Raw genomic sequence first — 25,542 nt, 5'->3', positions numbered from 1 at the left:
CTACAGCTTGATCGAAACCGCCAAGGCCAATGGCCTCCCACCCTATGAGTACCTGCGGTACGTCTTCGAAACATTGCCCACGCTCAACGACGACGAGCTCACCACGCTGCTGCCCTGGCACTGGAAGACACATTACCCAGCTGAGCCACGCCTGCCCAGATGTGGTTAATGGCTCGCTTACAGCTGATGAATAAGAACGTCATATGAGGCGTAGGCTGGAGGCGAGTTGGCACAAGACAACGAAACCGTGTGATCTAACGGCCACCGTAAATGACGCCGAACAACAAGCCATAGCCCAAGTCCCCCTCTGTCAGCCTAGTTGTCCGGTTGGTGATATCGCCAAGCTGCACACCCTAACATTAGCACCGAGGCTTGCATGCCAACTATAGAAACATGATCTACCGGCAAATTAATATAAAAATAAGAGTAAATAACAAATAAAAAGTAAAAAAATAAACCGCCACTATTCCAGAAATAGATAGCTTTCCCACTATCAACTAAAGATATTGTAAAATATACAACAGGGAACGTTATGATAAGCATAACAGCCGCCAAACCATAGAACTGCGAATAAAATAAAACGTCAGTTAAAGATAGCTTAAATAAAGCATGGGAGCAAAAAGCCACACCAAGGAAAGTCCCGCATATTACGACACCAAGCGCTATAGCGGCCTCACATATTGGCAAGGAAAACCAAAATACTCTCTTTGGACGGCTATTATAAAAATCACAATGCCGGCTTCCATATTTGGTTGCAAAAAACAAAGCGATTAAACCAAATATTGACAGCCAAAGGAACGTGTATAAAGAAATTGGCCCCTCTAAAGTGGCAATCACGGCATCAGGAAGGTCAGCATCAAGACCGTAGAATATTTTTATAAATAGTATAATGGAAACTCCATATACAAAAAAAACAAAAAATGCCTTTAAAGCTGAAATAATTCCAACGCTTCTCAATATTTCCATCAAGCTTCTCTATTTTATGCCATAACGCCAGCAGCAGGGGCGCGACGTCAGGAGCGTCCCTTGCCTGCATTGGTTATACGATATCTGCACTTACACCTGTTACTGCTCATTTTCTATTCTAAAAAGTTTATCTCTCTCCGAGAGTTTCACTATGAAATAATCTTCATTGTTGAGCTCATCCGGCAATTTACCCCTCAATATTGAAGCTACAAACTGGATGCCATTCTTATTCACGAGGTCAGCTATCTTCATTAGTTGATTGTCATGCATTATCTCTTTTTTATCGTTCAGCAAAAAATGCATACAAGGAATATTCTCTTCATCAGCAAAGAGCGTATAGGCAATATCAAAACAGGAAATTTCTCCCTGTTTTTTGCCAGAACTGAAATTAGTATTAAAGGCATTAAACTTGTAAAGTTTCTGCCCCTTTTTGTTTACAATTTTATCGTATTTGAGAGCATATTTTTCACCGTATAGCACCTCCGATGTTGCAGAGAAATGCTCATTAAACTTATTAACCTGTTGTTTTACTACTGCTTCAAACTCATCTGAGAACAGCTCGTTATCTATATCATTCAAATCAGACTCATATGTCTTAATATTCTCTTCAACGGCATCCAACTGACTTATGATGCTTTCGTATTCACCTTTATCTCGATACTTATAATTAAGCTCGGAGATGAGGTTTTCTAGTTCTTCGAAGGAGTCGCTTTTGGAGACACGCTCTGAAAACTCCCGCTCTCTTTTTAAAAGCTTTTTTAAACCCGCGGTTTTTCTGTGGATTTTATCCTCAAGACTAGGTAGCTCTTTTGAAATATACGAGATTCGTTCGTTTACCATCTGATTATGGTATATCACCAAATCCTCGAACGTTTTATGCAAACCGGAAATATTTCTATAAGCCTGTTTATATATAAGCCCTAGTTGATAAAGGTCGATTTCTGCGGCAGCCGAAGATAGCTCATCTTTTGTTTCTTCTATAAGATCCTTTCTTATATTCAGATTTCCAATCTCGTTGCTCAGCAAATTTATTTCGTATCTCAGCTTGTTAAGACTATTCAGGTCTTCCTCGAAATTTTCGTTGATATTCAAGGCAGACTTCTTCTTGTCAAGATCCTTTATCTCGAGTTCGATCAGCGCAAGTGCTGATTCGTATGCAGATTTTGTTTGAACCTTTTCGAGGCGTTTCCTAAAGACATTCTCTTGTTGTATTTTTTGAAGAATTTCTTGCTTAGTACTACCCTTAGAAAAATCGCACCCTAAAAGGAAAAGATATAGTGTTTCGTATTCAGCATCGCTCGTATACCGATCAAGAGTTTTCAGCGTATTCGAAACACTTAGATCACTGTAGCGGATATTGTGGGAGATAATCTGGCGAAACGTCGGTTTTTTACCGACTTGGCTAGGGAAAAATAGCTCAGTAAGCTTTTCTTCAAACTCACTCTCTATATAAGATTCGCCATCTATTTTCCGAACAATATTTTTTCTGGATAAAAAATTTCTCTCGATGACTACTGATTTGGCTTTATCATCATCCAGATCTTCAGTCAAATATAAAGACACAGATATTTTATTTTCTACTAGATAGTCCCTGACTAAAGTATAGCTCTCCTTTTTATTCTCTGGATCTTCATAAATAATTTTAGGCTTTGCACCGAGGCAAAAATCTACCAATTTCAATACAGTTGTTTTCCCAACACTGTTTCCGGTTACTTCGCCATCACTCTCGTCAACAATAAGGTTTATACCTTTATGAAAAGGGATTTCGCGAATCACCTCTCCGGGACTGGCTATCACAATCTTTTTTATGAACATGGCTGGACTTCACCCGAATTCAAAATGGCAGCATCAATTAGATATAACCAATCTAGGCATAATACAAATAACGGAAACGACATCGCCTTCACACTTTTCGCTTGCTCGTAAAGCTCAAAAAGCTCCATATTTCCGTTATTTTGAAGAACCTGGAGCACGATCGCTCCATTATAATAAACGCTATTATCAGGGTGAATATTATCAGGAAGCAGCATATTTGTACCCTTCCGGACTTTCCATTATTTTACATCGAATAAATGCATCTACAACCAATATGTCGATACATAACTCAAGCTCGTCTATTGGAATTTGTGAGTAGTTTGCACTTTCAATAATTTTATCCTTAAGGACATCAATAACAGCAAAAAATACGTCATCGGGACTCCTGAAGTCCTTAGCCTTTATGTACTCACGCTTTATTTTAGCCAAGACCGATCTGCTTTTATTACTTCCCATGCTATCGAATTCGGCGAATTTTGAATCTACTTTTACATGATAAAGACTATATTCCTCAATCAGGCATTTCGCTTTTTCCAGTTGATTGTGCAATATTTTTCTATCGATCTCGAATTTATGAGCTGGCTCTTCATGACAGTCATCATTCCATTTTTCTTTTGCCAATATGTTGATAATCATAGCCAGATTTGAATCAAGCTTTACAACGTCTATTTCATTGCCTAGTTCATCTTTTATCAGCTCATAGACTTCTTTTTGTGCCACCACTTGTTTTTGCAAAATCTCATCTAATATGGATCTTAAATCCAAAATATCAGAGGCAGGAGAAAATGATATCCCATGCGGATTTTTGAAGTTCGTTTTCCTTAAACTAGAAGCAGCTTTAGAAATTGACAAAAACATAAATTTGAAAGACGGGAATTTTTCAATTATGTCTTTACTTAAAGCAGACTCAACTTTGCTCTTCGTAGACGTGGCAGAAACTTGTATAATTATTTTGTTTTTATAGTCTATGAGATCTATCGCTTCAACATTTTGCAATGATTTATTCAGATTCTCCAGCATGTAGCCATATAATAAATTTAAAAAATGCAAGTAGAAGCTCTCAGAATGCATGTGCAGATGCAACATATTGAGCTTTCCATTGGTATCAATCCTGAGCGCCAGTGCGTGCAGCTTTTCATCAATATAGTTGTAATATAATGTTCTGTTCATTTCGCAGCGCCTCTACCCCCTTTCAAAAAAAACCGGTTCTCTTAACGAGGCCCGGATCTTCTGTCATTTTCTCATCATGGTATCAATATTTCAGCTTTAACATCAGGATTATATTTTTGCTTTTCGATAAGCCTCCAATAACAAACTCCTATTCGAGTCACGGTCTCTGACCTTGGACTCCTTTGAGTTCCACTCTAGGTCGATTGCGGATGTCGGTACCGTATAACAGTTTTATTCATGCGCATGCGCGTTTTTCTAGGAAGCCCTGGCTTGCTAAAATCCTCTAACTTATTGATAGAAAAGGGGTAAACACCAACTTTCTACCCTAAGGCTCGTTAGAAAAATGCGCATGCGCGTTAACATTTTCTTCGTGCTTTTATAGCTGCGCATAAACACCAACGAAATCATCGTAACACCTTATTTTACAATGGATTTAAAAAATCCTCTGCAGAAAAAAACGCATTGTGAGCCAAAGGCTGCTGTGAATATTCGGTCTTAGCAAAGGCCGCTTTGGGCCGCCTGTGGCAGGGGCGTTCGGGCAAAACCCGTATTTCAGAACATAGGCATGTATGCCATAGCCATTCGACAACCCCATATTGATATCCCTGTTTCCAGGGCTAATTGCCCTTTTTGAGCCATGCTAATGGTTCCACATTGGGAGCGCCATTTATGGATACCATCACTCACGGCGCGCCTTGGCCATTAACACGTTTCTAGAGCGTTTTTCCCGCCTCGATTCGATAGCCCAAATCCACTACTTGCTGCTCAAGCGCTTCGCCATGTATACGCGATAACAGCGCTTTAGCAGCCGCTTCACCAATCGCTTGCCGGGGGGTAATAACACTGGCCAGCTGCGGCGTCATCGCCTGCCCCACATCGTGGCCGTGAAACCCGGCGATAGCCATTTGCTCGGGTACTGAGATACCTTGCCGCAGGCATTCAAAGTAGGCCCCTACCGCAACGTCGTCGTTGGTGCAAAAAATACCATCGGCAGAGGGATATTCGGCCATTATCTGCTTCAACAGCGCCGCCCCCACGGTATACGACGAGCGTTGGCTGCTATAAAGCGTCACCGGCGTCAGCCCGTTGGCCTGCATGGCATCGCAATAGCCCTTCTCGCGTTGCCGGGTACGCTCATCTAGCCGAACCGCCAAATAAATAATCTGCCGTCGGCCACGCCGAATCATCTCGCTAACCATATCAAAGGCAGCGCTCACGTTATCGTATCCCACTGCTTGCTGAAGCGGGGGTCGGTGAGTATCCATGATTTCAACAATGGGGATACCGGCGGTTTCCAGCATCCTTAAACTGCGGGCGGTGTGGTATCGGTCAGAGAGAATCACGCCGTCGACATTGTAAGACAGCAGTGACGCAAGGCTTCGCTCCTCAAGCTCGGGGCTATAGCCGTAGTGAGAAAGCATCAGGTGGTAGCCCGCCGGTTCGGTCAACGTTTCGATGCCGACAATCACATCGGCAAAGACTTGGTTGGTGAGCGACGGCACCAGCACGCCAATCGAATGACTGGTCGCTCGGGAGAGCAAGTCAGGCGCACGATTGGGGATATAACCCACCTGTTCCGCTATAGAAAATATGTGCTCACGCAATCCTTCGGAGACCGTTTCAGGGTCACGTAAGCAGCGGCTCACCGTCATCTTGGTGGCACCAACACGGTCAGCAATATCTTGTAAGGTAGGGCGTTTTTTCTTCAATGGCATCAACTATCAGGAATGTGAACAAACGCTAGACTGATTAAGCGCATGTAAGCAGTGCTCTAAAATAGTCGCTGGCGATTGATCAATCGACACGATAGCGGCTTCAGCTTCACTGGGTGGCTCTAACTGCGCAAATTGGCTTTTCAGCATATCGTCGCCTTTGAAGTAATGATTTTCTCTACCCGCCAAGCGCTCGCGAATCATAGTAAAGTCACCGCTAAGGTAGATAAACACGACGTTAGGTTCATCACGGCGCAAGCGCTCGCGATAGCGATACTTAAGGGCTGAACAGCCCAGCACCAGCGCTGTCTCGCTTGACAGTAGCTTGGCTAAATCCGCTAACCAGTCAGCGCGGTCCTCATCGTTTAACGGAATACCTTTGGCCATCTTATCGACATTGCTATCACTATGAAAATCATCGGCATCATAGAAAGGAACGCCCAAATAACGAGCTAACTTAGCGCCAATCAAGCTCTTACCACAACCCGACACGCCCATGACCACCACTTTACAATGCTTGGGCGCGTTACCCATTTTTGGCCTCCTTAGCGGCAACTTTTTCCTTATGGCGCATACGAATAACCACCAACAGCATAATAACGACCAGCGCGACTAGGCCTTTCGATAGAGGCGTTGCCAGCAAATATTCCCATAGCGGCATATTGCGAGCACCGGCTATACGCATCGCTCTTGCCAGGTTGGTTTCAATTAGCCCTCCCAGTACCAACCCAATAATAATGGGTGCTAGCGGGACCTGGATTTTTTTGAAAATAGCCCCCGCAATACCCAGCACAATCGCAATAAACACATCAAACAAGCTGTTGCGCAGGCTATAAGCACCGAATAAAGCAAACACCAATACTGTGGGTACGATGTACTCCATTTTGATCTTCAAGATATAAGAGAAGTACTTGATCCCAACGGCACCGATGATGGTCATCGCCACCACTGTCAACAACATCCCATATAGGAAGGTAAAAGCCACATCGGGGCGGTTAACAAAGAGGCTGGGGCCAAGCACGATGCCATGAATCACTAACGCACCGGCAATGATGGCGCTCGTTGGGCTACCCGGCACACCAAGGGCCAACAGCGGCACCATGGAACTCCCCACCGTGGCATTATTGGCGCTTTCGGCGGCAATAATGCCATCGGGATTACCCTGTTCGAACGGGATATCCCGGCGCGAGACACGCTTAGCGTCTCCATAGGACATAAACACGGCAAGCGTGGTGCCCACACCTGGCAGTAGCCCCACTAAGGTACCGATCAAGCCTGACTTCCAGACCAAAAAACGTTGGCGCAGAATGTCTTTAATGACGGTCATGCGGGCAATTTTCTGGTCGCGATACTGCACTTGCTCGCCGGGCTTTTTACCAATGTTCAAAAACATTTCGGCAAAGCAAAAAAGCCCCAAAACCACCGGCACTACGGAGATTCCTGCTCGTAATCCAATGCTATCAAAGGTGAAACGTTCAGACCCTGTAATTAAGTCAACCCCCACTGTGCTAATAAACAACCCTAACAGCACCGCAAACGCCGCTTTTAATATACTGCCGCTTAGCGCACCGACAATAATTAAACCGCTTAACGAGACAAAAAACATTTCCGCAGGGCCAAATTGCAGCGCAAAACGCGCCAGCGGCGGGGTAAACAGAATTAAAATCAGCACGCCGATAAATCCACCGAACATGCTGGAAAAAATAGAGTAATACAGCGCTTCTTTTGAGCGCCCTTGTTTGGTTAACGGATAACCTTCCATTGCGACGGGCGCGGCGACAACATCGCCTGGCACATTAATCAAAATCGCGGTGATCGACCCACCGTACATGCCGCCCATGTAAATACCACCTAGCAACAACAGGCCAATTTGCGGCTCCATCGTGAAGGTCAGTGGTAACAATAGCGATATGCCAATTGCTCCGTTTAATCCGGGGATGGCGCCAACAACAATGCCGACCAGCACACCTGCAAATACCACCAAGAAAACGCTGGGCGTCAATAAATTGAGCAGGATTGAGACTATATCCATGGGCACTACTCGGGTAATAGCAAAATAAAACCGGGGTTATTCACCCCGGCCATGTATCGGCATTAATTGCCTTTAATTTGATCCAGATTTTTTTCAATCACCGGCATCAATACGCTGTTAGACGCTTCAAGCATCTCGTCGACTGCACTGTCATCAAGATAGCGATAAGGAATAGCAGCATTTTTGAAGTTGGCGATCATTTTCTCGTCGGTACTGATTTCATCGAGCGCCACCACAATCGTTTCACGAATGTCATCGGGCAATCCGGCCGGGGCAACCAATACCCGTGAAACGCCCATCACAAGATCAAGCCCTTGCTCTTTGAAAGTTGGCACGCTGGGAAACATATCCATCCGCTCTTCTGCGGCGAACCCAATCGGTTTACCGTCAGAATCCACAATCGGATCGTGGCTCATGGAGGACGTCGACGCGAGATCAATGTGGTCGCCTAACAGCGCGTTCATCAATTCGCCCCCGCCGGAATAACGAACAGGCGTTACTTGCATCTCAGAACGTTCAGCAAACGCCAATGCGTGGAGTAAACCCAGCGCGCCCGACTCGCCAATAATCATTTCGCCGGGGTTCTCTTGCCCATAATTCACCACCTCTTCCAGCGTGCTGTGTGAGCTATTTGGAGACGCGAAAACCCCCATCGGCATTTCGTCAAATGCCGCTAGATAATCAAGGTCGTCAAACGTAAAGTTAGTATCACGCGTGTGTTCTAGAACAAAGTTATCAGGATAACCAAACACCCCTAGGGTATAGCCATCGGCATCGCTTCGCGCGATTTCATCAATGCCTATCTCACCACCCGCGCCTTCACGATTAACGACGTTAATGGTTTGGTCTAGCTCTTCGCTTAAACGATCGGCAACAATACGTGCGACCGTGTCACCACCGCCGCCGGCGCTATAAGGAACCACAATTTGGATCGTCTTGGTTGGGTAATCCTGCGCTTGCGCTGCACCCGTTGCCGCTAGCAAGAACGGCGCGCTGAGTAATACCGCTAGGTTCGTTTTCATTGTCATTACCTTGGTTTATTTGGGTAGTGGATGAAGTGGCGAAGCCCTTCTACCGCAGCAAACTGCTACGTGTTATTAGAAGAGCGCGCCGGAAGGGGCCGGAAGGCCCAAAAGTAATGTAAAAATGAGATACATAAATAGCGTAATCACGACCGCAAAAATCGCAGCGCGACCCCATAAGGCACGGTTTAGATTACCTGCATCAATACGGTAGGTGTGGTAGCTGTAAACGGTAAAAACCAAAAACGCAGACGCTAGATAGAATCCGACCGTCAGCAGCAGTCCATACGCTATTAGCAGCAACCCACCGGGGATAATCACCTGAAAAAAAAGCGTTTCCTTTAGTTTTGCGCGCGCTTCGAGATGTGCTTCAAACTCATTTTCTCCAACGCCTTTGCGTCCTGCCAGCAACGCTTGAAAAATCAATAACACGCCGACAATTGCCAAACCCCACAAAACAAATTGCGGAAACAACGCTGAACGCTCCGGCAGATCGGTCGTTTGTCGATAGAAAAACACTGAGCTTAGAAGCGTTACTACGCCAAGAATAAGATTTGAAATCATTTGTGCACACGCGTAAGTGGGGGCAAGGAATTACCGCTTTACGTTAATGTTACCGGTAACTTTACTAACGAAAAGGCTATCCATCGCGTTGCATGGTGTCAAAACAAAACGGCCAATTTACGACCAACGTCTAGTATCGGCCACTCGCGGCGCTGTGGTCCCGGCGTCGACATGCCTGCGCACGGCCCTTGTAGCGCAAGGTAACAACGGATCATCTAAACTTCCCAAAACGTCTTTTTGTCATCCTAAAGGGCAAAAAAGGGCTTCACTGGTGTTTGCCGTCTAAAATGCTCTTTAGCAATGCCGCCACCTTCTGTTCTTCTTCGGAGACAACATGGATTTTCACGCTTATCGTCAGGCGCTGGCCCAGCCGTTACAGGGGGCTGAGTTGCCCTTTCAAGCCGATGAGTTCGCTTCCCGCTTAGCCCGCACGCGCATCCTGATGAAGGAAGCGGGCCATGACGCGCTGCTACTCACCGACCCGGCGGATATTTTCTATTTAACCGGCTATCACACTTTCGAAGTATCCGTGCATGCGGCGCTGGTGGTAACCACTGAGCGCGTAGTGCTGCAGGTACCTTCGATCGAGATGGGGCCAGCGGTGGTGACTGCCACAGTGAATGAGATTATTGGTTATCGCTGGGAGAGCTTAGATGACGTGATCGTGCCGCTGGCGGAGGTACTTGCGCCTTATCGCGCCATCGGGTTAGACGCATTCAGTGCGGGCTTGCGTTTTGGAGTGATTCAAGCACTGCAAACACGGCTGGGAAGCGGGCGCTTTTATCGCGATGGCGGCGCATTGCTGGATAACCAACGGCTGGTCAAGCGCGAGGCGGAGCTTGCCTGCCTGCGCGAAAGCGCGCGAATTACCGCAGCGGGCCTAGCAGCGGCGGAAGCCATCGTTGCCCCTGGCATGACCGATAACGATATTGCGGCGGAAGGCGCTAAAGCGCTGCTGGCGGAAGGCAGCGAATTTATGAGCCTGCAGCCCATTGTCACCAGTGGGCGGCGTACTAGCATCATTCACGTCAACCACAAACGTACGCCAATTGGCGCAGGCGACCCGGTATTTTTGGAGTTTGGCTCAGCCTATCAGCGTTACACGGCACCGATGATGCGGACCGCCGTCGCTGGCCGTGCCAGCGCCGACATGCAGGCCGTCCGCGATATCTGCCGAGGCATATTTGAAGCCCTTACCGATACCATGCGCCCAGGGAATACGTTCGATGATGCCGCCCGAGCGGCGGAGGCGGTGCTGGCACCCCACGCGGATCGGCTGTTTTTCTCGGGCGTATTCGGTTATGCGGTTGGGGCGCAGTTTCCGCCCAGCTGGGTAGAGGGAACCGGCTATATCGCTCGCGGCCAGGCCCGCACCTTCGAAGAAAACATGGTCTTCCACCTGCCGCTTTGCCTGCGTTTGCCTGGGCAGTGGGGAATTGGCATCAGCGATACGGTGCAGGTAACGAAACAAGGCGGTGTCCCGCTGACCGATAATGATTGGCAACTTAACGAAGTGCTATCGCGCCTATAATTATCAGCAGCCCTACCACGCGTCTTTCTTCTGCTTTGACGATAAATCATGCGGTTCGACATTCATTAAGGCGCTAATGCGTGTTTTCATAGCGATTCATACGAGCATTGTAAAACAGCGATAGCCTCCACCTATTAGAGTAATAAAACTACAAAAATAAGTATTATTGCCGTAAAGTTTCTCCAATCGCCACTAAAGAATGTAAAATAACTACAGAATTGACTCACCGTCTCGACCATGCAGAGGTTTTTATGCCGAGCTCAACACACGCCCCTTTAAATCCCACCGTTGCCGAGGTTACCCAACGCATTCGTGAGCGCTCTGCCGAACGGCGCGCGCTTTACGAGCAGCGCATGGCTGACCAGCACAAACGCGGCGTGCATCGCGGCGAGCTCTCCTGCGGCAACCTGGCCCACGGTTTTGCTGCCTGCAACCCGCAGGACAAAAATTCCCTCAAGCTGATGAACAGCGCCAACTTGGGGATCATTTCGGCCTACAACGACATGCTGTCGGCACACCAACCATTCGAAACCTTCCCGGCCACTATCAAAGCCGCTGCCAGCGCGATGGGGTCAACGGCCCAGTTTGCCGGTGGCGTACCGGCGATGTGCGATGGCGTGACCCAGGGCCAGCCGGGGATGGAGCTATCGCTGTTTTCCCGCGATGTGATCGCCATGGCCGCCGCCGTGGGTCTTTCCCACAACATGTTTGACGCTGCGCTCTACCTGGGCGTGTGCGATAAGATTATCCCCGGGCTGTTTATCAGCGCCGCACGCTTTGGCCACCTGCCCGCGATGTTTGTGCCGGCCGGCCCCATGCCCAGCGGCCTGCCCAACAAGGAAAAGGCCCGTATCCGCCAACTCTACGCCGAAGGCAAAGTAGGCCGCGATGCGTTGCTGGAGGCAGAGTCGGATTCATACCACAGCCCCGGCACCTGCACCTTCTACGGCACGGCCAACTCCAACCAGTTGATGATGGAAGTGATGGGCCTGCACCTGCCCGGCACCTCGTTCGTCAACCCTGGCACCGAGATGCGCGAAGCCTTGACCCGCTACGCCACCGAGCAGGCGATTCGCAACACCGAGCCCGGTGGCGACTATCGCCCGTTCTACCAGCAGATCGACGAGCGCGCCATCGTCAATGCCGTCGTTGGGCTTCTCGCTTCAGGCGGCTCGACCAACCACACGCTTCATCTGATCGCCATGGCCGCCGCTGCGGGCATTACCCTGAACTGGGATGACTTCACTGACCTTTCCGCGGTTACGCCCAGCCTGATGAAGGTGTACCCCAACGGTCAGGCAGACATCAACCACTTCCAGGCAGCAGGCGGCATGAGCTACCTGTTCCGCGAGCTGCTGGGCGCTGGCTTGCTCCACGGCGATATTCCCACCGTGTTCGGCACCGACCTGACCGCCTACACCCAGGAGCCCTTCCTGGAAAACGGCAAGGTCGTCTGGCACGAAGGCCCCGAAAAAAGCCTCGATGAAGATGTCGTACGCCCGGTTTCATCGCCCTTCGCGCCGACAGGCGGCCTGACGGTGATGAAAGGCAACCTGGGCCGCGGTGTGATAAAAGTCTCCGCAGTGGCCGAGGAACATCGCATCGTTGAAGCACCGGTGAAGATTTTCGAAGACCAGAACGAGATGAAAGCGGCCTTTGAATCCGGCGACCTGGATCGCGACGTGATCGTGGTCGTCCGCTTCCAAGGCCCCAAAGCCAACGGCATGCCGGAACTGCACAAGCTGACGCCATTCTTGGGCGTGCTGCAAGACCGGGGCTATAAAGTGGCGCTGGTGACTGACGGCCGCATGTCCGGGGCATCGGGCAAGGTACCGGCGTCTATCCACATGAGCCCGGAAGCGCTGGACGGTGGCCCGCTGGCGAAACTGTGCGATGGCGACATCGTGCGCCTAGACGCCAACGCGGGCACCCTGGAAGCTAAAGTCGCGCCTGCCACCTGGGCAGATCGTGAACTGGCGATTGGCAACCTGGATCACTACCACGTTGGCCTGGGCCGCGAGCTATTTTCAGGCTTCCGTCATCTGGCCATGCGCGGCGAGGAAGGCGCGGGGGTCTTTGGCGGCTTCGAAGCTGACGACCTCGCCCGCCAGCAAGGCCAGATTTTCGAAGAGGATGCCTGATGCGACCCGCCTTAATCGGCGATATCGGCGGGACCAATGCACGCCTGGCGCTGGTGCCGCCAGGCGACACCGCACCGCACGATATCATCAATCTCCCTTGCGCGGACTACCCAGGCGTTATTGAGGCGATTCAGGACTACCTGAGCCGAGTGGGAGCGACCGGTGACAACGCCCCGCGCGAGGCCTGCCTGGCGTTTGCCTGCCCGGTCCATGCCGAGCGGGTGAACATGACCAATAACCACTGGGACTTTATGAAAAGCGATGTTCGCGAAACGCTGAACCTATCGCTGTTCAAAACCGTTAACGACTTTACCGCTCAGGCGCTGGGCGTGCCTCATGTGGACACCGACAACTTGGTGCAAGTGCAAGCAGGTGTGACTCAGTCTCACTCCACCCGCCTGGTGATTGGCCCCGGCACGGGGCTTGGCGTGGCCGGTGTTTTCCCCGGCCAGCATGCCTGGATACCGCTGCCGACCGAGGGCGGCCACGTCACCTTTGCGCCCACCGACGCCACCGAGCGCGCGCTGCTCGACGTGTTTCTGCAGCGTCACCCACGTGTTAGCGTCGAGCGCATTCTGTGCGGCCAAGGGTTACTCGAGCTTTATCAGGCCCACTGCGCGCTCGACGACCAGGCGCCGCGTTGCGCCTCCCCCGCAGAGGTGACCCAGGCAGCCAACGAGGGTGACCCTATCGCCAAGGCCACCCTGTTGCGGTTTCTGAAAATCCTCGGCGATGTGTGCGGCGATGCCACGCTGACCATGGGCGCCAGAGGTGGCGTTTACCTGTGCGGCGGGATCTTGCCACGCCTGCTTGACTGGTTGCCGAAAAGCCAGCTGCGCGACAGCTTCGTTAACAAAGGCCGCATGGGCGCCTATAACGCCGACATCCCCGTCTGGGTGGTGACCCATCCGTGGACAGGGCTACTGGGTGCCGCTGAGGCGTTGCACAACGAAGAAGTGTTTTAAGCCAACTATTTCCAACGCCATTCGCTTTTCACCCCAGGGCGGCGCGGCGTATTTTACCGACACGCCGACCCATTCTTTACGTTTGAATAAAAAACCCCAGATCAAGTCTGGGGCAATTCAGATTAATGATGAAAACGTTCGGCGGCCTGACGGGCCAGTTCGCGGATGCCGTCCCAGTCTTCCGCCTCGACCATTGCCTTGGGCGTGAGCCAGGAGCCGCCAACGCATATGACGTTAGGCAACTTGAGATACTCTTCGGCGTTATCGACCGTGATGCCGCCGGTTGGACAAAAGCGTGCTTCGGGAATCGGCGCACCAAACGCCTTGATCGCTTTTGCCCCACCGCTGGATTCAGCCGGGAAAAACTTGAACCGACGGTAGCCGTACTGCCAGCCGGTCATCAATTCAGAAATGGTGGAGACGCCGGGCAGCATCGGCACCGGGCTTTCCACGCCATGGCGGTATAGCGCCTCGGTCGCCCCGGGAGTTACCACAAAATCAGCGCCGACCTGCTCGGCCTGGCGATACTGGGCAGGGGTCAATACCGTACCCACACCAATGCTCGCCCCAGGCAGCGCTTTTTTCATGCGCTTGATGGCTTCCAGCGCGCAATCGGTACGCAGAGTGATTTCCAGCACCGATAGGCCGCCTTCTACCAGCGCGCGGCCCAGCGGCACGGCGTCTTCCAGGCGATCAATGGTGATCACCGGAATCACTTCGGCCTTCAGGCAGATACTGTCCAGCTCTGCGGTACGCGTCGACGGCAGCTGTTTATCGATGGTCATGCGTGAGTCTCCAAGCAAATTATTATCGGTGAAATCTGGCGCTATGGCGCCCAGTAAATCGCCAAGGGGCAGGATAAGAAGGCGCGGATGGGCATTTGACGCACGTCGTCCCCACTCAGTGCCTTGGCCAACACCGCTCGCTTATCGTCGCCGGTAATATGTAAAACATGGCGGCGCGCCTGGTGCAGACGGTCCGCCGAAAAGGTGATGCGCGGCTGCGGCTGGCTGGGCGTTCGCACCGCCACCAGCGGCTCCTCCGTGGCGAGCGCCAAGCCAAGCTCCAGACTGTCCGGAAACAGCGAGGCCGTATGGCCGTCGCCGCCCATGCCCAAAATCACCACGCTTGCTGGCCAGCTAAGCGATAGCGCACGCTCGCTGACGTCGGGTACACCTTCTTCAGGCGTGCCGGCTTCGCTGGTCAAGGGTTCAAAATGGGCCGCCGCCGCAGCCCCCTGAAGCAAGTACTCGCGGACCAATTTCGCGTTGCTGTCATCACTTTGTTCATCCACCCAGCGCTCGTCCGCCAGCGTGATCTGCACCCGTTCCCAGGGTAGCGGCTTGGCCGCCAGCGCTTTTAAAAAGGGAAAAGGCGTCGAGCCGCCGGAGACTACCAGCAACGCATTTTCCTGATGTTCCAGGTCGTCGTTCAAGGCCTGAAAGACGGCTTCGGCCAGCTGTTCAGCAAGCTGTGTGCGTGCATCGCTCATGTTAATAATCCTCGTACCAGCTGCGGCCATCCTGGGTAATCATGGCAATAGAGGCGACCGGCCCCCAGGAGCCTGCCGGATAACGGCGCGGCGGCGCTTCCCGGGCTTTCCAGCCGTCAATCAGTTGATCGCACCAGCGCCAGGCATGCTCGACTTCGTCACGGCGCACGAACAGATACTGCTGGCCTTTCATGACCTCCAGCAGCAAACGTTCGTAGGCATCGGGAATACGTGATGTCGGGAAGGCGTTATTGAAATCCAGATGCAGCGGGCCGGGACGCAGGCGCATGCCTTTGTCCAGGCCGCTGTCTTTGGTAAGGACCTGTAGCGCGATGCCTTCTTCCGGCTGCAAGCGAATAATCAGCTTATTAGCAGCAATGTTGCGCTGATCAGGGTCGAAGATGTAGTGCGGCTGCTGGCGGAAGTGGATCACGATCTGCGACAGCTTCTCCGGCATGCGCTTGCCAGTGCGCAAATAAAACGGCACACCCGCCCAGCGCCAGTTGGCCACCTCGGTTTTCATCGCCACGAAGGTTTCGGTCTGGCTTTCGGTGTTGGCGCCCTCTTCTTCCAAGTAGCCCGGCACCTGCTGGCCGTCGCTGGTGCCCGCCGTGTACTGGCCGCGCACCACATCTCTGCCCAAGGCTTCACCAGTGAATGACTTGAGTGCCTTCAACACCTTAACCTTCTCGTCACGAATGGCGTCGGCGTCCAGGTTGGAGGGTGGGTCCATGGCAATCAGGCAAAGCAGCTGCAGCAAGTGATTTTGCACCATGTCGCGCAGCTGGCCCGCTTCATCGAAATAGCCCCAGCGGCCCTCAATGCCAACTTTTTCAGCCACGGTGATTTCCACATGGGAGATATGGTTTTGGTTCCACTGAGTGCCGAACAACGGGTTGGCAAAGCGCAAGGCAATCAGGTTTTGCACCGTCTCTTTACCCAAATAGTGGTCGATACGGTAGATACGGGATTCGGGGAACACGGAACCAATGGCATCGTTAATCTCTTCTGAGGACGCCAAGTCTGAGCCAATCGGTTTTTCCACCACTACGCGCGTGGCATCATCCAGGCTGCCGCTTTGCTGAAGGTTTCGACAGATATCGCCGTAGATCGCGGCAGCGACGGAAAGGTATACGACCATTGGGCGCTCGGAGCCTTCACGCCACTGGCGTATTTGCTCAAAACCTTCCGCTTGTTTGAAATCTAGCTTTAGGTAATCAATACGATTGAGAAAGCGCGTGATACTTTCTTTATCCTGCTCCTCCTTTTTCAGCCGTTTTTGCAACGCGGCGCTGACCAAATTACGAAATTCAGTCGTATCGTGCCCCTCACGCGCCAGCCCCACGATCCGTGTGCTTTCCGGCATTAAGCCTTCACGGTCAAGATGATAAAGCGCAGGAAAAAGCTTGCGTATGGCAAGGTCGCCAAGCGCGCCAAAAAGCGCTAAATCAATCGCGTGATTGGGATCGCCCAGCGGGTTATGTGACTGGCTCATCTCATCTCCTCTTTATAACTAGGCAATCCAATGTGGTTGGATTACCTAAATTTTATTCGGCACACGGCATTATGAACAATAATTCACCATCATTTCGCGGCGGCCTGCATGGCTTCCGCGGTATCCAACATACGGTTGGAGAACCCCCACTCATTGTCGTACCACGCCATGATTTTCACCAGTCGGCCATTCACACGGGTATGGTTGGCATCAAAGGTGGACGAGTTGGCGTCGTGGTTAAAGTCGATAGACACCAAGGGCTGAGCGTTGACCGCCATGACCGGTGAAGTAACAGCCGCGCTTTCAACGGCCGCATTGATCTCTTCTGCGGTGGTATCACGGCCAGCGGTGAAGGTTAGATCCACCAGCGAGACGTTGATCACCGGCACGCGAACCGCCAGGCCATCGAATTTACCCGCCAACTCGGGCAACACCTTACCAACGGCAGCCGCGGCGCCGGTCTTAGTCGGAATCATCGAGTGTGTTGCACTGCGCGCCCGGTAGGGGTCAGTGTGATAGACATCCGACAGGTTCTGATCATTGGTATAGGCATGTACGGTCGTCATCAGGCCATTCTCGATACCCACTGCATCGTTCAGCGCTTTGGCGACCGGCGCCAGGCAGTTGGTTGTGCAGGAGGCATTCGAGACCACCTTATGCTCAGCGGTGAGTGTTTGTTCATTGACGCCGTAAACAATCATGGCATCGGCATCGGGGCTGGGTGCCGAGATCAACACGCGCTTGGCACCCGCTTCGATATGCTTGGCTGCCGCTTCGCGCTTGGTGAATAAGCCGGTGCATTCCATGACGATATCGATGTCCATCGACGCCCAGGGCAACTTTGCAGGATCTCGCTCGGAGGAGATCGCAATGCGGTCGCCGTCGACGCTGATACTTTCCGCGTCATGATCGACCGAATACGGAAAGTGACCGTGAACGGTATCATGGCGAAGCAGATGGGAGTTAAGCGACGGATCGCCCAGGTCGTTAATCGCAACGACCTGCAGGCGATCACGGTAGCCGTTTTCGTAAAGGGCACGCAGTACATTGCGGCCAATACGACCGAAACCGTTGATAGCGACTCTTGTTGTCATGGAGCACCTCACCTTTGCAGAGAACGTTTGTAGCAAAAATACATGGTGGCGTTTTTTTGCTACACGATTGATTCTACTGTCATCAAAAATGACTAAAAATACGTAGTTAAGCACCTAAAAAGAACGACTGGTGTGTGTTTGGTCCTCTAAAAAGGTGCCGATCAATCAATATGTAGTAAAATTACTATATAAACGCTATCGTAGTCCATAACTTAATCACCCGCAATTTCAACACCCAGCGTGGTGTCAACAATAACCATGGCCAACCCAGGAGAATGTGCAATGACGAGCCAACCCCTCTCGCTCCCCTTACGCCGCACCAAGATTGTGGCCACGCTAGGCCCTGCCAGCGACCGCCCCGGCGTACTGGAAGCCATGCTTAAAGCTGGCGTCGACGTTGTGCGCCTGAACTTTTCCCATGGCGCTGGCGATGATCACCGGCGGCGTCTGCAGGATGTTCGTGAGATCGCTCAGCGTCTGGGGCGCAGCGTGGCGGCATTGGGCGACCTCCAGGGGCCTAAAATTCGCATTTCACGTTTCAAGGATGAGGCCATTCACCTCACCCAAGGCGAGCCATTTATTCTCGACATGGCAATGGAGGCCGACCTGGGCAACCAGGAACGGGTCGGGTGTGACTACAAATCGCTGATCGATGACGTCAGCACCGGCGACCGCCTGCTGCTTGACGACGGCCGCGTGGTACTGGATGTCACCCAAGTGGTTGACCAGGAGGTGCACACCCGGGTTCACGTGGGCGGCAAACTGTCCAACAACAAAGGCATCAACAAGCAAGGCGGTGGCCTTTCAGCCCCGGCGCTAACCGAAAAGGACAAGGCCGACCTGATTACCGCGCTGGATATCGGCGTGGACTATCTGGCGGTGTCCTTCCCGCGCAGCGCTGCCGACATGCAAGAGGCACGCGACCTGCTGGGCGAAGCTGGCAAAGAAATCGGCCTGGTCGCCAAACTCGAGCGCGCCGAAGCCGTGGCCAATGAAGAAACTCTGGATGGCATTATCCAGGCCTCGGAAGCCGTGATGGTCGCCCGCGGCGACCTGGGTGTTGAAATTGGCGATGAAGCATTGATCGGCACGCAAAAACGTATCATCAAGCACGCCCGCACCCTGAACCGTGCCGTGATTACCGCCACGCAGATGATGGAATCGATGATCGAGTCGCCGCTGCCCACCCGCGCCGAGGTGTTTGACGTGGCCAACGCGGTGCTCGATGCCACCGATGCGGTCATGCTCTCGGCCGAAACCGCCGCGGGCGATTATCCGGTTGAAACCATCGAGGCGATGAACCGCGTCTGCCTGGGCGCCGAACGCGAGCGCATTGCCCAGGAGTCAGGGCACCGCATCCACGAAGGTTTCGAGCGCGTCGACGAAACAATCGCGCTGTCGGCCATGTACGCGGCCAACCACCTGGAAGGTGTCAGCGTGATCGCCTGCATGACCGCCACCGGCTATACGCCGCTGATTGCGTCACGCATTCGCTCCAAACTGCCCATTGTCGGCTTGGCACATACACCTATCGCTCAGCGTCGCATGGCACTGTATCGAGGCGTGGTCTCGATACCGTTCGATACCACCCACATGCAGGCGGGAGACGTCAACGGCGAGGCGCTGACGCTATTAAAAGCCCACGGCTTGGCGGACCCCGGCGAGCATGTCATTCTCACCCGCGGTGACCACATGAACGCCCACGGCGGCACCAACACCATGAAGGTGTTAGCCGTGGCAACCGAGTAACCGCCCTTATGCAGTGACAACGACCACGCCCTGGAGAGCTATACCATGAATGATGCGCAACCACCTCGTCAGGCGATTCGTACGCTTCAGGCCCGCAAGCGGATTGTGCTGATTGCCCACGACGGCAAGAAAACCGAAATGCTCGAGTGGGCGACACGCTGGAAGGATACGCTGGGCCGCCACGAATTGATCGGTACCGGCACGACGGCCAAGCGCTTGCACAACGCGCTGGGGCTGCCTATCGAAGGGTTGATGAGCGGCCCGCTTGGCGGTGACCAGCAGATTGGCGCGCGCATTGCCGAGCAGGCGCTCGATGTGCTGATTTTTTTCTGGGACCCATTCTCGCCACAGCCCCACGACCCCGATGTCAAAGCGCTGCTGCGCCTTGCGGCACTGTGGAACGTCCCGGTGGCGTGCAATGCTGCCAGCGCCGACTTTGTGCTTTCTTCACCTTACCTGGATGAAAGCTACGACATGTCGATTCCCGATGCCAACGCCTGGACTCAGGCGCGTAGCGTTTAAGCTGCGCCCTGGATGATAGCCGTATAACAACGACACACAGCGAGCCCACTTTATGTTTCAACTCACCCGCAGCGTTACCTGGCAGGCACTCGAACGCCTGCGCGACAAAACCGCTAACGACCGCATTAGTGACTACTTCACCAATGACCCGCAGCGCTTTGAAAAAATGAGCCTGCGGGTAGGCGGCCTTTTCCTCGACTACTCAAAACATCATGTATCCGACGAAGTTAAGGCCAAACTGATCGAATTGGCCGACCACTCCGCTCTGGTGCAGCGACGGGCACAAATGTTCTCCGGCGATATCATCAACGTCACCGAAGACCGACCGGTACTACACACCGCGCTACGCCACCTGGGCGATGAGCCGGTGTTTGTCGACGGCAAGAACGTGATGCCCGAGATCACCCGCACCCGCGAGCAGATCAAACAGTTTTCCGAGGCGGTGCGCAGCGGCGAGTGGAAAGGCTACAACGGCCAACGCATCAAGGACGTGGTCAACATTGGCATTGGTGGTTCAGACCTCGGCCCCAACATGGCCGTCCGTGCGCTGTTGAAGTACCGTCACCCGGAGCTGCACTTTCACTTTGTTTCCAACGTGGACGGCACCCATATCCAGAAGGTGCTTTCACGTCTCGACCCGGCCACCACGCTGTTTATCGTCTCGACCAAGACCTTCTCGACCCAGGAGACCCTGCTCAACGCCAAAACAGCACGGCGCTGGTTCCTGGAAAACGCTGGCGAAGACGCCGACGTGGGCGCGCATTTTATCGCCGCCTCCACCAACCGCAAGGCGGCGATGGAATTCGGCATTCGCGAAGAGAACGTGTTCGAGTTCTGGGCCTGGGTCGGCGGGCGCTACTCCATGTGGTCTTCGATTGGCCTACCCATCGCGTTATCGATTGGTTTTGAAGGCTTTATCGAGCTGCTGGAAGGCGCTCACGAGATGGATAACCACTTCATCAACGCGCCCTTCTCGGAAAACATGCCGGTGCTGATGGCGCTGATCGGTATCTGGTATATCAACTTCATTGGTGCCGAAACCCAGGCAGTGGTGCCTTACGACCAGGCCCTGCACCAGTTGCCTTCGTTTCTTCAGCAGTTGGACATGGAATCCAACGGCAAATCGGTGGATATCTTTGGCCATCCGGTCAATTACAAGACCGGCCCGATTGTCTGGGGCCAGACCGGCTCCAACGGTCAGCATGCTTTCTTCCAGTTGCTTCACCAGGGCACGCGCTATGTGCCTATCGACTTTATCGCGTCGCTCAAGCCCGAGCCCGGCGTCGAAGACCACCACTTCGCGCTGCTCACTAACATGCTTGCCCAGGCCAACGCCTTTATGGAAGGCAGCCAGGGAGACAGCAAAGAACTCAGCCAACACGACCCCTACAGCTGCCCCGGCAACCGCCCTTCCAGCACCCTGCTGCTCGACGAGCTGACGCCGAAAAACCTTGGCGCACTGATCGCGCTCTACGAGCACAAGGTGTTTGTTCAAGGCGTCATCTGGAACATCAACTCCTTTGACCAGTGGGGCGTTCAGCTTGGCAAACGCATCGCCGGTGAGATCAGTGAGCGCATCGACACCAACACCGCCGACTTCGACACCTCTACCCAGGGCCTGCTGGAACTGGTTCGTGCGCACTTCCCCAATGGCGGCAGCGGCGAAAAGGAAAGCGCACCAGCCAGCGCCGAGAAGAAGCCTGCGAGGAAGAAACGCTGAATTGATAGGTGGGTAAACAGGTAGAAAAATGAATGCCTTGGCTTGAAAGAGCCAAGGCGTTTTTCAATATTAAGCGAGATGAATTCAGGCAGGGCATTACGCTAGCGCACGGTAGCCACCCCATAGCCGGGTCACAGTAGTGATCAGGCAGGCAACGGCGAAAAGACTGGCAAACCAGGCAAAGTGTTGTGGAAACAGGCAGAACACAATCAGGGCAATGACTGTTTCGGTGCCTTCGGTCAGCCCTTCCAGATAATAAAACGCTTTGTTGGGCAAGTCGGGCCGAATCTTCTCTTGTTGATCAGCATCGCGCTGCTGGGTGGCAATCGCAAAGGCCAGAAATGAGGTACCAGTGCCAATAAAGGCAAACAGCAAAAACGCAGCCGCTAGTGCATTATTGGCCGGGTCAGCCAAGCCAAAACCCAGCACAACGGCGGCATAGAAAACAAAATCCAGACCGATATCAAGAAAGCCACCGGCATCGCTTTGCAGGCCAATCTGACGTGCCAATGCGCCATCCAGCCCGTCACCAATGCGATTGATCACAATCGCCACCAAGGCCAGCCCGTAATAACCAAAGGCCAGCAGCGGCAAAGCGCTTATGCCGATGATAAAACTCAGCAGGGTTACCTGGTCTGGCGACAGACGGCCTTCAAAGGCAGTTGCCAGCTTGAGTAGCGGGCGTTGCGTGAGTGGCATGGTCCAGCGGTCTAGCATGGATTTTCCTCTAATGGGAATCGAGTTACCCTTGTGGGAATGCTTCCAGCGTATAGGTGTTGTGATGAGAATAAACCTTACGACTTGTCGCAAAGCGGCGCCTTGATAGGCAGCTCCAAGGGCCACATGCACTCGCTAGACGATGCTAAACAGATCGCTCAGAGCATTATTGATCAAGGTATTGGTTAATAAAAACGACGACATCGCCCTCAGCTCTGAGCGGCTAGACGCATTGGGTAATGACGTTAAATAACAGCCTAAAGCGGACAACAGCGTAAGCTGTTGTCCGGTGGGCTCTTCTTGGTTTTAAAGAATATTGGTTTTAACGAATAACCGTCACAGGACCATGATCGTCACAGTGATCACCGTGGGGATGATGTAGGTGGCCATCAACTAAGTAATCGACATGGTCGCCGTGGGGAACGGCTTCGTGTCCGCAACCTGGGCCGTGTACGTGGTCCGCATCATGGCCTGCACATTGGTGATGCGGTGTGCATACATCGGGATTTTTATCTGACACTTCAATCACATGTTCATCAACATGATCATCATGAGGATGGTGTAAGTGACCATCGTGCAAGTAATCAACGTGGCCATCATGCTCAATTTGCGTATGACCGCAATTCGGACCGTGCTCGTGCGGGTGGTTTTGATGGATATTGCAGCTCATCGTTATCTCCTTGGATTGGATTGCATAGCCAAGTGAAAGTGATCGTAGGTATTACACTGACGCTTCCATCTCTTCATCGGCATGGGCAAGCGCGTTATCGATTAATTGTACAACATGCTGATCGGCCAACCGATAATAAAGATGCCTCGCATCGCGGCGGCGGACTACTAGGTTTGCGTCAAACAGCACCTTCAGACGCGCTGATACCGTTGATAATTTATTCCTGTCATCCACAAGATCACCAACACAACGCTCACCGTCTTTTAATGCAAACAACAAGGCCATTCGAGAAGGATCACCGAGAGCTTTAAACAGCGCAGCGGTACCGTTGAGGTGTTTTTCGCTGGGTAGCTTGGCGACTACGCTTTTTTGCTGACCATGTTCTTGGCAAAAATTCATAATGGCCCCAGTGAGTCATTCCAATATTCAATGTAATGCCATTAATCTAGTTGACATAAGGTCTTCCTGCAAACTTCCAGCGAACAAACGGCATCAGAAAATCGCCCACCCTCTCCACCGTTAGCGCGTAAAGCGACGAGGCAGTTTTCCTTTGCCCGCAAAAGGCAGGCAGTCTCCGTTTTCACTCCCGTATTACTCGCCTCTAGCCTTACGAAAATGATGTTCCTTGCGCTCTTCGCGCTCCTTGGCCTCGATACATAGGCGCGCCGTGGGCCGGTACAGCAGGCGTGGAATACCAATCGGCTCGCCAGTTTCTTCACAATAACCATAATCGCCGTTTTCAATGCGTTTAAGCGCCGCATCAATATTCTGAATTAATCGGCTTTCTCGATCCGCCTGGCGCAGAGATAAACGCAGCTCTTCCTCAAACGATGCCTGATCGGCTTCATCCGCATCGCGTTCGTGAGAGGCTATTGTAGCTTTCACTTCCTGTAAGCGTGCTTCCAGTTCAGCGCGCTCCGCCATCAAATGCTGACGAAAAAAGGCCAACTGAGCGACATTCATATAGTCCTCTTCAGGCATAGCCTGAATATCGGCTTTGCTTAACTCACCGCCGATTGACGAAACGTGTATTTCTGTTAGCGACATGGATTGACCCTCATCAATATTAAACGTTATAACATAACATAAACAATCACCCGAATAATTAACGATTCATACGATTTAGGAGCTTTTCATGCCGTCACTTGCTGCCTCTCAACTTCACCTACCGAGACATGCCACTGCTGATACAGATATCAGCGTATTGCCGCGTATTTTCGAGGATGCCTACAACATCGCTATCCTTCAGCGCAGCCTACCTGCCGATGTTGCCTTGAGCGCCCAGGCTCAATGCCAGACAAAACGCGCTTGGCAATACAGCTGGCTAGGCAGCCCAGATGAAGCTTTTATGTCAGACCTGCGCCGCCAACTGCCCGCACCAGAGGCCGCCACGCCCCTGCTGGACAATATGGTGACTATTGCTGAGGCCATCGCCTTTCTGTTCGATACCGAGACCGTGGGGATTCGTGTACGCTTGCTTAATAACGCCATGTGCCCGCGTTTTCACTGCGATAACCTGCCTGTACGCATGGTAACGACCTATCACGGCCCCGGCAGTGAATGGCTTCCTGAACACGCCATCAACCGCGCAGGCTTAGGCGCCCCCAACCCGAACCGCCCGGACATTGTTACCGACGACAACGCTATTCAACGCCTGGCAGCGGGTGATATTGCCCTGATCAAGGGAAGCGGCTGGGAAGGCTGTGAAGAGCACGGCCTGGTGCACCGCAGCCCAGCCATGGCAGAGGGCGAAAAGCGCCTGCTAATGACTATCGACCCCGCTTAGCTTGATTTGATCTTAAGAAGAGCGTCGTAGCGGCTACCTACTGGCGGCACGAGGTTTTCTGAGAGAATACTCAGACATCCCGGTCACCGCAGGTGCCGCACTTATTGCTTGAATTCAGCATCTCAATGATTCTGCGCCGCTACGGCAAGTGGATACGCAGCGACGGCCCAGACATCCCAGCCCTCATCGAAAAGCAGCTTGAGCTCTAGCCATTCCCAGGATCGTTCCCAAAACCGCTCCCAACGCACCAAAATCGAGTAGGAAGGGGAGTCGCCTCCCCTGTCCTCTCACACCACCGGGCGTACGGTTCCGTACCACGGCGGTTCATGAACAACGGTTAAGCCATCTTACCGTATCGAGTATTGAGATCAGCCCCTGG

25 protein-coding genes are annotated in these 25,542 nt (G+C 52.5%); 8 read left to right on the top strand and 17 right to left on the bottom strand.

Features of this window, described 5'->3' with window-relative positions; genetic code table 11:
• Window positions 1-169: transposase domain-containing protein (locus M8006_RS16385; protein ID WP_250084090.1), on the top strand; the 169-nt coding region annotated here is incomplete at its 5' end.
• 146 nt (window positions 170-315) lie between these two features.
• Here the strand turns inward: M8006_RS16385 and M8006_RS16380 are convergent.
• From M8006_RS16380 to M8006_RS16340, 9 genes are all read right to left on the bottom strand, one after another.
• Window positions 316-966, bottom strand: a complete 651-nt coding sequence (locus tag M8006_RS16380) for a hypothetical protein (RefSeq protein ID WP_250084086.1) — start codon at window positions 964-966, stop codon at window positions 316-318.
• Between the two features lie 99 nt (window positions 967-1,065).
• Window positions 1,066-2,742: a DUF2326 domain-containing protein gene (locus tag M8006_RS16375; RefSeq protein ID WP_250084084.1), complete on the bottom strand. Its 1,677-nt coding sequence runs from the start codon at window positions 2,740-2,742 to the stop codon at window positions 1,066-1,068.
• Between the two features lie 29 nt (window positions 2,743-2,771).
• Window positions 2,772-2,996, bottom strand: a complete 225-nt coding sequence (locus M8006_RS16370; RefSeq protein WP_250084082.1) for an ABC-three component system middle component 6 — start codon at window positions 2,994-2,996, stop codon at window positions 2,772-2,774.
• On the bottom strand, window positions 2,983-3,951 hold the full coding sequence (locus M8006_RS16365; protein WP_250084080.1) for an ABC-three component system protein: 969 nt from the start codon (window positions 3,949-3,951) through the stop codon (window positions 2,983-2,985). Before M8006_RS16365 ends, M8006_RS16370 begins: the two co-directional genes overlap by 14 nt.
• 713 nt (window positions 3,952-4,664) lie before the next feature.
• Window positions 4,665-5,660 (bottom strand): gluconate operon transcriptional repressor GntR, encoded by a 996-nt coding sequence (gene gntR, locus M8006_RS16360; RefSeq protein ID WP_250084088.1) that lies wholly within the window; start codon window positions 5,658-5,660, stop codon window positions 4,665-4,667.
• A 12-nt stretch (window positions 5,661-5,672) separates the two neighbouring features.
• Window positions 5,673-6,197, bottom strand: coding sequence for a gluconokinase (locus tag M8006_RS16355; protein ID WP_250084078.1), 525 nt, complete (start codon window positions 6,195-6,197; stop codon window positions 5,673-5,675).
• Window positions 6,190-7,695: a tripartite tricarboxylate transporter permease gene (locus M8006_RS16350; RefSeq protein WP_250084076.1), complete on the bottom strand. Its 1,506-nt coding sequence runs from the start codon at window positions 7,693-7,695 to the stop codon at window positions 6,190-6,192. The genes M8006_RS16355 and M8006_RS16350 overlap by 8 nt, the downstream gene beginning before the upstream one ends.
• Window positions 7,696-7,757: 62 nt before the next feature.
• On the bottom strand, window positions 7,758-8,717 hold the full coding sequence (locus tag M8006_RS16345) for a Bug family tripartite tricarboxylate transporter substrate binding protein (RefSeq protein WP_250084074.1): 960 nt from the start codon (window positions 8,715-8,717) through the stop codon (window positions 7,758-7,760).
• Between the two features lie 75 nt (window positions 8,718-8,792).
• A complete protein-coding gene (locus M8006_RS16340; protein ID WP_250084073.1) occupies window positions 8,793-9,281 on the bottom strand; it encodes a tripartite tricarboxylate transporter TctB family protein in 489 nt (162 codons plus the stop codon).
• Window positions 9,282-9,615: 334 nt separating this feature from the next.
• Between M8006_RS16340 and M8006_RS16335 the strand changes: the two genes are divergently transcribed.
• The 3 genes from M8006_RS16335 (at window position 9,616) to glk (ending at window position 13,918) form a co-directional block, all read left to right on the top strand.
• Window positions 9,616-10,812 carry a M24 family metallopeptidase gene (locus M8006_RS16335; protein WP_250084070.1) on the top strand — a complete coding sequence of 399 codons (1,197 nt, stop codon included), beginning with the start codon at window positions 9,616-9,618 and terminating at the stop codon, window positions 10,810-10,812.
• 251 nt (window positions 10,813-11,063) lie between these two features.
• Window positions 11,064-12,953: a phosphogluconate dehydratase gene (gene edd / locus M8006_RS16330; RefSeq protein WP_250084068.1), complete on the top strand. Its 1,890-nt coding sequence runs from the start codon at window positions 11,064-11,066 to the stop codon at window positions 12,951-12,953.
• The gene (gene glk / locus M8006_RS16325) at window positions 12,953-13,918 is read left to right on the top strand and encodes a glucokinase (protein ID WP_250084066.1); all 966 of its coding nucleotides are present in this window, start codon (window positions 12,953-12,955) and stop codon (window positions 13,916-13,918) included. The genes edd and glk overlap by 1 nt, the downstream gene beginning before the upstream one ends.
• A gap of 122 nt (window positions 13,919-14,040) precedes the next feature.
• On the opposite strand, the gene M8006_RS16320 is transcribed toward glk, so the two are convergent.
• The 4 genes from M8006_RS16320 to gap all read right to left on the bottom strand — a co-directional run bounded on the left by M8006_RS16320 (window position 14,041) and on the right by gap (window position 17,999).
• The gene (locus M8006_RS16320; protein ID WP_250084064.1) at window positions 14,041-14,703 is read right to left on the bottom strand and encodes a bifunctional 4-hydroxy-2-oxoglutarate aldolase/2-dehydro-3-deoxy-phosphogluconate aldolase; all 663 of its coding nucleotides are present in this window, start codon (window positions 14,701-14,703) and stop codon (window positions 14,041-14,043) included.
• A 41-nt stretch (window positions 14,704-14,744) separates the two neighbouring features.
• A complete protein-coding gene (gene pgl / locus M8006_RS16315; RefSeq protein ID WP_250084062.1) occupies window positions 14,745-15,410 on the bottom strand; it encodes a 6-phosphogluconolactonase in 666 nt (221 codons plus the stop codon).
• Between the two features lies 1 nt (window position 15,411).
• A complete protein-coding gene (gene zwf / locus M8006_RS16310) occupies window positions 15,412-16,905 on the bottom strand; it encodes a glucose-6-phosphate dehydrogenase (protein ID WP_250084059.1) in 1,494 nt (497 codons plus the stop codon).
• Window positions 16,906-16,994: 89 nt separating this feature from the next.
• Entirely contained in the window at window positions 16,995-17,999 is a 1,005-nt protein-coding gene (gene gap / locus M8006_RS16305) for a type I glyceraldehyde-3-phosphate dehydrogenase (RefSeq protein ID WP_250084058.1), read from the bottom strand.
• A gap of 282 nt (window positions 18,000-18,281) precedes the next feature.
• Between gap and pyk the strand changes: the two genes are divergently transcribed.
• The 3 genes from pyk to pgi are packed head-to-tail and all read left to right on the top strand — an operon-like array spanning window position 18,282 to window position 21,990.
• Complete coding sequence (gene pyk, locus M8006_RS16300; RefSeq protein ID WP_250084056.1) at window positions 18,282-19,748, top strand: pyruvate kinase; 1,467 nt, start codon at window positions 18,282-18,284, stop codon at window positions 19,746-19,748.
• Between the two features lie 45 nt (window positions 19,749-19,793).
• Window positions 19,794-20,270, top strand: a complete 477-nt coding sequence (locus tag M8006_RS16295) for a methylglyoxal synthase (protein ID WP_250084054.1) — start codon at window positions 19,794-19,796, stop codon at window positions 20,268-20,270.
• A 52-nt stretch (window positions 20,271-20,322) separates the two neighbouring features.
• Window positions 20,323-21,990 (top strand): glucose-6-phosphate isomerase, encoded by a 1,668-nt coding sequence (gene pgi, locus M8006_RS16290; protein WP_250084052.1) that lies wholly within the window; start codon window positions 20,323-20,325, stop codon window positions 21,988-21,990.
• A 96-nt stretch (window positions 21,991-22,086) separates the two neighbouring features.
• Here the strand turns inward: pgi and M8006_RS16285 are convergent, their stop codons facing one another.
• The 4 genes from M8006_RS16285 to dksA form a co-directional block, all read right to left on the bottom strand.
• Window positions 22,087-22,707: a CDP-alcohol phosphatidyltransferase family protein gene (locus M8006_RS16285; RefSeq protein ID WP_250084051.1), complete on the bottom strand. Its 621-nt coding sequence runs from the start codon at window positions 22,705-22,707 to the stop codon at window positions 22,087-22,089.
• A 322-nt stretch (window positions 22,708-23,029) separates the two neighbouring features.
• Complete coding sequence (locus M8006_RS16280; protein WP_250084049.1) at window positions 23,030-23,377, bottom strand: hypothetical protein; 348 nt, start codon at window positions 23,375-23,377, stop codon at window positions 23,030-23,032.
• A gap of 51 nt (window positions 23,378-23,428) precedes the next feature.
• Entirely contained in the window at window positions 23,429-23,776 is a 348-nt protein-coding gene (locus M8006_RS16275; RefSeq protein ID WP_250084047.1) for an ArsR/SmtB family transcription factor, read from the bottom strand.
• Between the two features lie 192 nt (window positions 23,777-23,968).
• Window positions 23,969-24,358, bottom strand: coding sequence for an RNA polymerase-binding protein DksA (gene dksA / locus M8006_RS16270; protein WP_430886846.1), 390 nt, complete (start codon window positions 24,356-24,358; stop codon window positions 23,969-23,971).
• 154 nt (window positions 24,359-24,512) lie between these two features.
• Between dksA and M8006_RS16265 the strand changes: the two genes are divergently transcribed.
• Entirely contained in the window at window positions 24,513-25,163 is a 651-nt protein-coding gene (locus M8006_RS16265; protein WP_250084043.1) for a DUF1826 domain-containing protein, read from the top strand.
• Window positions 25,164-25,542 lie beyond the last annotated feature (379 nt).

Origin of the sequence: Halomonas llamarensis, from assembly GCF_023555005.1 — a bacterium.
In the GTDB taxonomy this organism is placed as follows: domain Bacteria; phylum Pseudomonadota; class Gammaproteobacteria; order Pseudomonadales; family Halomonadaceae; genus Vreelandella; species Vreelandella llamarensis.
The sequence above is the reverse complement of the archived record's forward strand: the minus strand, read 5'-3'. Positions and strand labels throughout refer to the sequence as shown.

What these genes read in the sequence shown, in the direction of transcription:
- M8006_RS16280 (WP_250084049.1), bottom strand. Translation starts at nt 23,377, where the DNA reads ATGAGCTGCAATATCCATCAAAACCACCCGCACGAGCACGGTCCGAAT.
- M8006_RS16275 (WP_250084047.1), bottom strand. Translation starts at nt 23,776, where the DNA reads ATGAATTTTTGCCAAGAACATGGTCAGCAAAAAAGCGTAGTCGCCAAG.
- M8006_RS16380 (WP_250084086.1), bottom strand. Translation starts at nt 966, where the DNA reads ATGGAAATATTGAGAAGCGTTGGAATTATTTCAGCTTTAAAGGCATTT.
- M8006_RS16350 (WP_250084076.1), bottom strand. Translation starts at nt 7,695, where the DNA reads ATGGATATAGTCTCAATCCTGCTCAATTTATTGACGCCCAGCGTTTTC.
- gap (WP_250084058.1), bottom strand. Translation starts at nt 17,999, where the DNA reads ATGACAACAAGAGTCGCTATCAACGGTTTCGGTCGTATTGGCCGCAAT.
- M8006_RS16320 (WP_250084064.1), bottom strand. Translation starts at nt 14,703, where the DNA reads ATGACCATCGATAAACAGCTGCCGTCGACGCGTACCGCAGAGCTGGAC.
- edd (WP_250084068.1), top strand. Translation starts at nt 11,064, where the DNA reads ATGCCGAGCTCAACACACGCCCCTTTAAATCCCACCGTTGCCGAGGTT.
- M8006_RS16265 (WP_250084043.1), top strand. Translation starts at nt 24,513, where the DNA reads ATGCCGTCACTTGCTGCCTCTCAACTTCACCTACCGAGACATGCCACT.
- M8006_RS16370 (WP_250084082.1), bottom strand. Translation starts at nt 2,996, where the DNA reads ATGCTGCTTCCTGATAATATTCACCCTGATAATAGCGTTTATTATAAT.
- M8006_RS16335 (WP_250084070.1), top strand. Translation starts at nt 9,616, where the DNA reads ATGGATTTTCACGCTTATCGTCAGGCGCTGGCCCAGCCGTTACAGGGG.
- M8006_RS16355 (WP_250084078.1), bottom strand. Translation starts at nt 6,197, where the DNA reads ATGGGTAACGCGCCCAAGCATTGTAAAGTGGTGGTCATGGGCGTGTCG.
- pyk (WP_250084056.1), top strand. Translation starts at nt 18,282, where the DNA reads ATGACGAGCCAACCCCTCTCGCTCCCCTTACGCCGCACCAAGATTGTG.
- pgi (WP_250084052.1), top strand. Translation starts at nt 20,323, where the DNA reads ATGTTTCAACTCACCCGCAGCGTTACCTGGCAGGCACTCGAACGCCTG.
- pgl (WP_250084062.1), bottom strand. Translation starts at nt 15,410, where the DNA reads ATGAGCGATGCACGCACACAGCTTGCTGAACAGCTGGCCGAAGCCGTC.
- M8006_RS16285 (WP_250084051.1), bottom strand. Translation starts at nt 22,707, where the DNA reads ATGCTAGACCGCTGGACCATGCCACTCACGCAACGCCCGCTACTCAAG.
- M8006_RS16295 (WP_250084054.1), top strand. Translation starts at nt 19,794, where the DNA reads ATGAATGATGCGCAACCACCTCGTCAGGCGATTCGTACGCTTCAGGCC.
- glk (WP_250084066.1), top strand. Translation starts at nt 12,953, where the DNA reads ATGCGACCCGCCTTAATCGGCGATATCGGCGGGACCAATGCACGCCTG.
- zwf (WP_250084059.1), bottom strand. Translation starts at nt 16,905, where the DNA reads ATGAGCCAGTCACATAACCCGCTGGGCGATCCCAATCACGCGATTGAT.
- M8006_RS16345 (WP_250084074.1), bottom strand. Translation starts at nt 8,717, where the DNA reads ATGAAAACGAACCTAGCGGTATTACTCAGCGCGCCGTTCTTGCTAGCG.
- dksA (WP_430886846.1), bottom strand. Translation starts at nt 24,358, where the DNA reads ATGCCTGAAGAGGACTATATGAATGTCGCTCAGTTGGCCTTTTTTCGT.
- M8006_RS16365 (WP_250084080.1), bottom strand. Translation starts at nt 3,951, where the DNA reads ATGAACAGAACATTATATTACAACTATATTGATGAAAAGCTGCACGCA.
- M8006_RS16340 (WP_250084073.1), bottom strand. Translation starts at nt 9,281, where the DNA reads ATGATTTCAAATCTTATTCTTGGCGTAGTAACGCTTCTAAGCTCAGTG.